Annotated in this window: 4 protein-coding genes and 1 pseudogene; all 5 read right to left on the minus strand. The window is 66.8% G+C overall.

Annotated features, from left to right (window positions below; genetic code table 11):
• Positions 1 to 333: DNA-binding protein WhiA (whiA, locus tag KZA10_RS06075; RefSeq protein WP_218682416.1), on the minus strand; the 333-nt coding region annotated here is incomplete at its 3' end.
• 67 nt (positions 334 to 400) lie between these two features.
• The gene (gene rapZ / locus KZA10_RS06080) at positions 401 to 1,273 is read right to left on the minus strand and encodes an RNase adapter RapZ (protein ID WP_017830284.1); all 873 of its coding nucleotides are present in this window, start codon (positions 1,271 to 1,273) and stop codon (positions 401 to 403) included.
• A 34-nt stretch (positions 1,274 to 1,307) separates the two neighbouring features.
• A complete protein-coding gene (gene uvrC / locus KZA10_RS06085) occupies positions 1,308 to 3,212 on the minus strand; it encodes an excinuclease ABC subunit UvrC (protein ID WP_055867479.1) in 1,905 nt (634 codons plus the stop codon).
• Positions 3,212 to 6,100, minus strand: a complete 2,889-nt coding sequence (gene uvrA / locus KZA10_RS06090) for an excinuclease ABC subunit UvrA (RefSeq protein WP_141386162.1) — start codon at positions 6,098 to 6,100, stop codon at positions 3,212 to 3,214. Before uvrA ends, uvrC begins: the two co-directional genes overlap by 1 nt.
• Positions 6,101 to 6,203: 103 nt before the next feature.
• Positions 6,204 to 6,349 (minus strand): annotated as a pseudogene (locus tag KZA10_RS06095) (IS3 family transposase); the annotation flags it as partial.

Here is a 6,349-nt window from a genome sequence, read left to right on the forward strand (position 1 = left end):
CACAGGACGCCGACGCTGGTCGAGCAAGCCGGTCTGACGGGCGAGGGTCTCCCCCTGCGCGATCACACGCACCGCCCAGCGGGCGCCGTCGTTCGCTGTGCTCGACTGCACCTGGGCGATCTCGGGTCGCACACCGTAGATCTCGGCGAGGTCACGCGCGACGCGGCGCGCGAGAGTCTCGGCATCCACCTCGGCCTCCACGGCCACACGACCGGCGATCGAATGCAGACCGCCGGCGAACCGGAGGATGGCGGTCACTTCCGCGACTCGCACCGTCGGGGGTGCATTGCGGATACTGACCAGCTCGGCCTTGACGTCGGTGGTTAGTGCCACGACACTCCTTCACGTTCACGCGCCGGATCGCGACGCAAACGTCCAGCTTACTCGGCCGGGCGGCCCACTACTCTCGGCCGAGGTCCCGGTGACGGACGTTCACGGCGACGCCGGGGATCGCGGCCAGACGGCGGCCCAACTCCTCCGACATCGCCACGGAGCGGTGCTTTCCCCCCGTGCAGCCGATCGCGATCGTCGAGTGGCTCTTGTTCTCGCGCTGATATCCCTCGAGCACCGGCGCCAAAGCCGCGGAGTACGCATCCAGGAATTCCATCGCGCCGTCGCGGGAGAGCACGTAGTCCCGGACCTCCTCGTCCTGGCCCGTCAAGCCTCGAAGCTCCTCGTTCCAGAACGGGTTCGGCAGGAACCGCATGTCGGCGACGATGTCGACATCGGTCGGCAGCCCGTACTTGAACCCGAAGCTCAGCAGGGTGACGCGATGGCGCGCCTGGCCCTCCTCCGAGAAGATGTCGGAGACCTGGGTCGCGAGCTGGTGGATGTTGAGGGTCGAGGTGTCGATGACGAGGTCGGCCGCTTCGCGAATCGGCGCGAGCCGGGCACGCTCGATGCGGATGCCGTCCAGCAGGGTGCCTTCGCCCTGCAGCGGATGCGGTCTGCGCACGGACTCGAATCGACGCACCAGCACGTCGTCGGACGCGTCGAGGAAGAGCACCCGCACGGAACCCCGCGAACGCAGCGCACGCGCCACCCCGGGGAAGTCATCGAAGAGATTGCGGCCGCGCACATCGACCACGGCCGCGACCTTCGGAAGAGCGGTGCCGCCCATGTCGGTCAGATCCAGCAGCGGACGCAGGATCTGCGGGGGCAGGTTGTCGACCACGTACCAGCCGAGATCCTCGAGTGCGTTCGCCACCGTCGTCCGACCCGCGCCGGACATTCCCGTGACGATGAGGAACTCGCCCTTTTCCCCGTCAGCCATTGCTCAGTGCTCCCTCTCCCCCTCGGCCTCCAGCCTAGCGAGTGGACAGGTGCGTGTGGATGTTCTGAGCGAGCACGGGACCGATTCCCTGGACTTCTTCGATCTGCCCCGGCTCGGCCGCACGCAGAGCGGTGACCGAGCCGAAGTGCTTGAGCAGCACCTTGATGCGCGCGGCGCCGAGCCCCGGCACCTCGGCGAGCACCGAACCGATGTCGTTTCGCCGCTTCTTGCGCTGATGTGTGATCGCGAACCGGTGCGCCTCGTCGCGCAGACGCTGCAGCAGGTAGAGCGCCTCACTCGTGCGGGGCAGGATCACGGGGAAGTCGTCTCCGGGGAGCCAGACCTCTTCGAGTCGCTTGGCGATGCCGCAGACCGCGATCTCGGTGTGTCCGGCATCGCGCAGCGCTCGCGCCGCAGCTTCGACCTGCGGTTGGCCGCCGTCGACCAGGAGCAGCTGAGGCGGGTAGGCGAAACGGGGCTTGCGGCGCACCGTCGCCTCGCCGACGTCTTCCGCGACGACCTCGTCGGTCGTCGGGTCGATCGTCTCCGACTCGTCAGGACGATCGAGGTAGGCGAGCCGACGACGGAGCACCTGGTACATCGAGTCCGTGTCGTCCGTGGTCTCGGCGATGTTGAACGATCGGTACTGATCTTTGCGGGGCAGCCCGTCTTCGAAGACCACCATCGACGCCACGACATTCGTGCCGCCCAGGTGCGAGATGTCGAAGCACTCGATGCGCAGGGGCGCCTCGTCCATGCCGAGCGCCTCCTGCAGGTCTGTGAGTGCCTGGGTGCGCGCGACATAGTCGGTGGTGCGACGGGTCTTGTGCCGGATGAGCGCCTGCTGCGCGTTCAGAGTCGCGGTGCGCATGAGGTCGGCACGCTGACCGCGCTGTGCGACCGCGATCTCGACCTTCTTGCCCCGACGCTCGCGCAGCCACTCCTCGAGCTCCGCGGCGTCGTCGGGCAGGGTGGGGACCAGGATGCGCCGCGGAACGTCCTGTGCCTCGCCGTAGGCCTGCTGCAGCACCTGCTCGACGAGCTCGCCGCTGGAGATGTCGATCTCCTTCTCGATCGTCAGCGCGCGCACACCGCGCACTCTGCCACCGCGGATCACGAAGTGCTGCACCGCAGCGGCCAGCTCGTCCTCGGCGATGCCGAACAGGTCGGCATCCTCGTCACTGGGGAGCACGAGTGCGCTCTTGCCGAGTACCGCCTCGATCGCGGAGAGCTTGTCGCGATACTTCGCCGCCGCTTCGTAGTCCATCGCTGCGGAGGCCGCCAGCATCCGCTTGGTGAGTTCACGGGTGAAGCGCTCGTCGCCACCGGCCATGAACGCGACGAAGTCGTCGACCATGGCGCGGTGCTCCTCGATGCTCACCGTCATCGAGCACGGACCACCGCACTTGCCGATCTGTCCTGGGAAGCACGGCCTGCCCGTCTGCATGGCGCGCCGGTAGCTGGAGTCGCTGCACGTACGGATCGGGAACGCCTTGACCATCAGATCGATGGTCTCGTGCACCGCCCACACCTTCGGGAACGGGCCGAAGTACCGCGCCCCCGGGATCTTCCGGTTGCGGGTCACGATCACGCGGGGCGCTTCGTCCGCGAGCGTCACCGCCATGAACGGGTACGACTTGTCGTCTTTGTAGCGCACGTTGAAGGGCGGATCGAACTCCTTGATCCACATGTACTCGAGCTGCAGCGAATCGACGTCGGTCGGCACGACGGTCCACTCGACGGAGGCCGCGGTGGTCACCATGCGCCGCGTGCGCTCGTGCAGCGTGCGCAGCGGCGCGAAGTAGTTCGAGAGGCGCTGACGAAGGTTCTTCGCCTTGCCGACGTAGAGCACCCGACCGGCGGCGTCGCGGAAGCGGTACACGCCGGGGTCGGTGGGGATCTCCCCCGGCCTCGGCTTGTACGACAGGACGTCGGCCATCAGCTGGCCTTCCGCGCGGAGCGCCCCTCACCCAGGATCTCGGAGAGGAACAGACCGGTGTGACTCTCCTCGATGCGCGCGATCTGCTCCGGTGTGCCCGTGGCGATGATCTGTCCGCCGCCGGAACCGCCCTCGGGTCCGAGGTCGATCACCCAGTCGGCCGACTTGATCACATCGAGGTTGTGCTCGATGACGATGACCGTGTTGCCCTTGTCGACCAGACCGCCCAGCACCTCGAGGAGCTTGCGGACGTCTTCGAAGTGCAGACCCGTCGTCGGCTCGTCGAGCACGTAGATGCTGCGCCCGTTGCTGCGGCGCTGAAGCTCGGTCGCCAGCTTGACGCGCTGCGCCTCACCGCCCGAGAGCGTCGTCGCCGACTGGCCGAGCCGCACGTAGCCGAGCCCGACGTCGACGAGCGTCTTCATGTAGCGGTGGATCGCCTGGATGGGCTCGAAGAAGTCGGCTGCCTCCTCGATCGGCATCTCGAGCACCTCGGCGATGTTCTTGCCCTTGTAGTGCACGGCGAGCGTGTCGCGGTTGTAGCGCTTGCCGTGGCAGACCTCGCAGTCGACGTACACGTCGGGCAGGAAGTTCATCTCGATCTTGATGGTGCCGTCGCCGGAGCATGCCTCGCAGCGGCCGCCCTTGACGTTGAAGCTGAACCGGCCGGGCTGGTAGCCACGGACCTTCGCCTCCGGCGTCTCGCTGAACAGTGTGCGGATGCGGTCGAACACACCCGTGTAGGTGGCCGGGTTCGACCTCGGCGTACGGCCGATCGGCGCCTGGTCGACATGCACGACCTTGTCGAGGTTGTCGAGTCCGGTCACCCGTGTGTGCTTGCCGGGAACGGTGCGCGCACCGTTGAGCCGCGATGCCAGCACCTGGTAGAGGATGTCGTTGACGAGCGAGGACTTGCCGGAGCCGCTGACCCCGGTGACCGCGGTGAGCACGCCGAGCGGGAAGTCGGCCGTGACGTTGCGCAGGTTGTTCGCACGAGCGCCCACGACGCTCAGCATCCGCTTCTTGTCGATCTTGCGCCGCTTCGCCGGCATGGGGATCTCGCGGCGACCGGAGAGGTACTCCCCCGTCATCGACGCACGGTCCTCGAGCAGGGCCGAATAGGGCCCGGAATGCACGACCTCGCCGCCGTTGACGCCGGCGCCGGGGCCGATGTCGACGACCCAGTCCGCCGCTTCGATGGTCTCTTCGTCGTGCTCGACCACGATCAGCGTGTTGCCGAGGTCGCGCAGCGCGAGCAGCGTCTCGATCAGACGGCGGTTGTCACGCTGATGCAGACCGATCGACGGTTCATCGAGCACGTAGAGCACCCCGGTCAGGCCGGAGCCGATCTGCGTCGCCAGGCGGATGCGCTGGGCCTCTCCGCCCGAGAGGGAGCCCGCCGAGCGACTGAGGTTGAGGTAGGACAGACCGACCTGCAGCAGGAAGTCGAGACGGAGACGGATCTCGCGAAGCACCTGCGCGGCGATCTTCGCCTCACGGTCGGTGAGCGTGAGGGTCTCCATGAAGGCGCGCGCGTCGGCCAGGCTGAGATGCGAGACCTCGGCGATCGAGTGACCGTGCACCTGCACGGCGAGGACCTCTGGCTTGAGACGGTTGCCGTCGCACACCGGGCATGGCACCTCGCGGAGGTACTCGCCCCAGCGGTTGCGCTGGTTGTCGGACTCGGCCTGCAGGTACTGCCGCTCGATGTACGGCACCACGCCCTCGAACCCGGATGTGTACCGCATCTCTCGGCCGTAGCGGTTCTTCCACTTGACGGAGACCTTGTAGTTCTCGCCGCGCAGCACCGCGTTCTGCACATCGGAGTGGAGTTTGCGCCAGGGGGTGTCCAGCGAGAAGTCGAGGTCGTTCGAGAGCCCCTCCAGCAGGCGTTCGTAGTACTGGAACAGCCCCTTGCCCTGAGTGGTCCACGGGATGATGACACCTTCGCGGATCGAGAGGTCTTCATCGCCGAGCATCAGGTCGACGTCGACAGACATGCGCGTGCCGAGTCCGGAGCAGGCAGGGCAGGCGCCGAAAGGCGCGTTGAACGAGAACGTGCGCGGTTCGATCTCGGTGAGCGTGAGCGCGTGCCCGTTCGGGCACGCCAGCTTCTCGGAGAAGGTCTGCCAGGCGTCGTCGCCTTCGCCGTCGACGTAGTTGATCTGCACCACGCCGCCGGCGAGGCCCAGAGCGGTCTCGACCGAGTCGGTGACGCGTCCGAGGATGTCGTCGGAGGCGACGAGACGGTCGACGACCACCGCGATGTCGTGCTTGTAGCTCTTCTTCAGCGTGGGCGGCTCGGCCAGCTGGATGAGCTCGCCGTCGACGATCGCGCGGGAGTATCCCTTCGCGCCGAGTTCACGGAAGAGGTCGACGAACTCGCCCTTCTTCTGCGACACGATCGGCGCGACGACCTGGTAGCGGGTGCGCTCGGGAAGCTCCATGAGCTGATCGGCGATCTGCTGCACGGTCTGACGCTGGATCCGCTCACCGCATTCGGGGCAGTGCGGGATGCCGATTCGCGCCCAGAGCAGACGCATGTAGTCGTAGATCTCGGTGATCGTGCCGACGGTCGACCGCGGGTTGCGGTTCGTCGACTTCTGATCGATCGAGACGGCGGGGCTCAGTCCCTCGATGAAATCGACGTCCGGTCGATCGACCTGACCGAGGAACTGGCGCGCGTACGCGCTCAGCGATTCGACGTAGCGACGCTGCCCCTCGGCGAAGATCGTGTCGAACGCCAGGCTGGACTTCCCCGATCCGGACAAGCCGGTGAACACGACGAGCGAGTCGCGCGGGATATCGATGTCGACGTTCTTGAGGTTGTGGACGCGGGCACCGCGGACACTGAGTTTTCCGGAGGAGGCAACGGGGACGATGGGCACCGAACAAGTCTACGAGGGGCCACGGACATTGGCTCCGCGAGGACGCTGACCCACACCTCAGTCCTGTACCTGAGGCACCTTCCGCGGAGCATCCGACCTCCGCACGGCTCGCACCGCGAGCATGGTAGGTCCGCTCAATCCAAGTCACGATCGCGATGCGTAGTTCCTCGCGAGTGGCCCAGGAGCGCCGGTTCAGGACGTTCTTCTGCAGCAGGCTGAAGAACGATTCCATTGCCGCGTTGTCGCCGC

It is taken from the genome of Microbacterium sp. BF1, from assembly GCF_019279095.1.
Classification (GTDB): domain Bacteria; phylum Actinomycetota; class Actinomycetes; order Actinomycetales; family Microbacteriaceae; genus Microbacterium; species Microbacterium maritypicum.

Excerpts from the sequence above, each read along its gene's own strand:
- rapZ (WP_017830284.1), bottom strand. The coding sequence starts at position 1,273 with ATGGCTGACGGGGAAAAGGGCGAGTTCCTCATCGTCACGGGAATGTCC.
- uvrC (WP_055867479.1), bottom strand. The coding sequence starts at position 3,212 with ATGGCCGACGTCCTGTCGTACAAGCCGAGGCCGGGGGAGATCCCCACC.